The sequence below is a fragment of the Zavarzinia sp. genome (assembly GCF_041650655.1).
GTDB lineage: Bacteria > Pseudomonadota > Alphaproteobacteria > Zavarziniales > Zavarziniaceae > Zavarzinia.
In genome coordinates, this window is the sequence record NZ_JBAZKR010000279.1 from 1 (window position 1) to 2,589 (window position 2,589).

Consider the following 2,589-nt stretch of genomic DNA (forward strand, 5'->3'; position numbering starts at 1 on the left):
GCCGGCGGCGGCACGAGCGCCTCATCTAGCCAAGCCTCCTTCACTATCACCACCGACCCGAACATGGACAAGTTCACGATCGTCGACAATGTCCGCACGAAGGTCGCCAAGCTTCAGAACGCCGGCACCATCACCGTCACCGGAGATGATGCGTCGGGCTCCATGGGCGGTATGTCCACGATGGAGGTCCGCGTGTCGGCGAGCGATCCGCTCGTGCTCAAGGCGGCCAACGACATTGTCCTCAAGAGAGTGAAGACCGTCGCTGACCTCGCCGACGTCAAGTCCAACCTTAGCGAGGGCCGGCCGTCGGCCACCGTGGCGATCGACCAGGCAAAGGCCGCCGCCGCCGGCGTGAGCCCTTCGACCTTGAGCCTCTACACCACACTGATCCTGAACGGCTACCCCATCGGCGTAGTGCCAACGGCCGATGGGGCACTGCCGGCGCAGGTGATGGTGAGAGACATCAAGCTCCCGCCCATCCCGGGCGCCGTGAGCGCCATGCTCACACGCCTCCCGGTACCCGGCGCCCAAGGGATGGTGCCGCTCGGGCAGATCGCCACGATCACCGAGGTCAAGGCGCCGGTGCAAGTCACGCACGTCGACGGCCAGCGCACGGCTAGCATCACGGCCTCCGCCGTGAACAACAACATCGGGGCGGCGTCCAGCGCGGTGACCGAAGCTCTGGACGGCGTGAAGCTGCCTACCGGCGCGACCTGGGAGCTTGCCGGCGCGACGCAAGTCACGAACGAGGTCTTCCGCACGCTCGGCATCGCCATGCTCATCGCCATCCTGCTCGTCTACGTCATCATGGTGGCCACCTTCCGCAGCCTGCTGAATCCGCTAATCTTGCTGGTCAGCATTCCGTTCGCCGCGGTAGGGGCGGTCATTGCGCTGGTCGTCACCGGCACCGCGCTGGGGATGCCCAGTCTCGTCGGGCTGCTGATGCTCATCGGCATCGTCGTCACCAACGCGATCGTGCTGCTCGACCTCGTGGAGCAATTCCGCCGGCGCGGAATGGACGCCCGCGAGGCGGTCATCGAAGGCGGCCGGCGGCGCCTGCGGCCTATCCTCATGACGGCCGTGGCCACGATCCTCGCGCTCACGCCGATGGCCCTGGGCATGGGCAAGGGCGGCTTTCTTTCCACGCCCCTGGCGATCGTCGTCATCGGCGGTCTGTTCACCTCGACGGTGCTGACCCTCGTTCTCGTGCCGGTGCTCTACCTCGTCTTCGATCGCCTGCGGCCGCAGAGCGCCTTCGAGGATGCGGACGACGACGTCGTGCCGCGAGAGGCGGAGATTGCGCCGGGCTGAGAGACGGTTCGCCGCGCCGTCTACCTGGGTATCCTACGGCGAAATGCCGGCGTCGAATGCGCCGGCCGGTAGGTGCCACCCCGCGAAAGGAGACAAGCATGGCGAAGCCCGCCGCCAAGAAGGCCACGAGGAAGACCATCCGCGTGAGTGCCCCCAAGACGGCTCCGGCGTCCACGGCCGCGGAACCTGGGGCGCCGCGCCGGCTCACGAAGACTGAGCTCGTCGACGAGCTCAACCGCGACCTCGCCAAGGAGTACTCGGCGCTCATCCAGTACGTGCAGCACGCCTCGGTCATCACCGGGCCGCAGTACGACGCTATCTCCGCCGAGCTCACCGTGCACTCCAACGAGGAGCACCAGCATGCCATCGCGCTGAGCGACCAGATCGACTTCCTCGGCGGCGTCCCCGCCGTGAACGTCGCCGAGATCTACGTCTCCCCGGAATCCAAGGTCATGCTCGAGCAAGACCTCGCGGGCGAGCTCGACGCTATCGCCCGGTACCGGGAGCGCATCGGGCAGGCAGAGATGCTGCAGGAGTACGGTCTGCGCCGGGCTCTGGAGGACATCCTCATCGTCGAGGAGGAGCACGCCCGCGACCTGCAGAACGCTCTCGATCTCTAGGGTTTCGGAGCGCGGCGCCGCTCAGGCGGCCTCGGGCAGCGGCTGCCCCGCCGCCTTGGCCGTCTCACGGCGGCGCCGCCATCCCGGAGCCAGCGCCAGGAACAGGCCGGCGCCAACCAAGCCTTCGACCAGCAGGATGGCGAAGGCCTGGCGCCCGCCGAAGGCGTCCATGGCCCAGCCGCCGAAGGCCGGGCCCAATGCCGCGCCGCCGTTCCAGGCGATCGTCCAGACGCCCATGTAGCGCCCACGCACCGCCTCGGGGGCGAGGTCCGACACCTCCGCCGATGCCACCGGGGACAGCAGCGTCTCACCGACGCTCATCACGACGATCAAGATGATCAGCGACCAGAGCGGCCCCGCGAAAGCCGAGCCGCCGATGCCCGTGGCCAGCGCGGCGCTGGCGACGGCGAGCAGAACCATGCGGTTCTTGAAGCGCGTGGCGCGCACCAGCGGGTACTGCACGGTGGCTACGATGAACGCGTTGAGCGCCAGCAGCATCCCCCACTCGCCGTAGGGCACGCCGAGGTAATCGGTAATGTACACCGAGTAGATGGAACCGAAGTTGCCGATACAGAACACGGGCAGCACGGCGACCAGGCAGAAGACGAGGAACACGCGGTCGTGGAGGACGATGCGGTAGCCGCTGCGACCGTGCGCG

3 protein-coding genes are annotated in these 2,589 nt (G+C 67.7%); 2 read left to right on the forward strand and 1 reads right to left on the reverse strand.

The genetic code is table 11. The features are described 5' to 3' along the window. Both WC493_RS23560 and WC493_RS23565 read left to right on the forward strand, forming a co-directional pair. Positions 1 to 1,311: efflux RND transporter permease subunit (locus tag WC493_RS23560; RefSeq protein WP_373069146.1), on the forward strand; the 1,311-nt coding region annotated here is incomplete at its 5' end. Positions 1,312 to 1,409: 98 nt separating this feature from the next. Next, entirely contained in the window at positions 1,410 to 1,931 is a 522-nt protein-coding gene (locus tag WC493_RS23565; protein ID WP_373069148.1) for a bacterioferritin, read from the forward strand. A gap of 21 nt (positions 1,932 to 1,952) precedes the next feature. On the opposite strand, the gene WC493_RS23570 is transcribed toward WC493_RS23565, so the two are convergent. Then, the coding region (locus WC493_RS23570) for an MFS transporter (RefSeq protein ID WP_373069150.1) at positions 1,953 to 2,589 on the reverse strand (637 nt) is incomplete at its 5' end.

What these genes read in the sequence shown, in the direction of transcription:
- WC493_RS23565 (WP_373069148.1), top strand. Translation starts at nt 1,410, where the DNA reads ATGGCGAAGCCCGCCGCCAAGAAGGCCACGAGGAAGACCATCCGCGTG.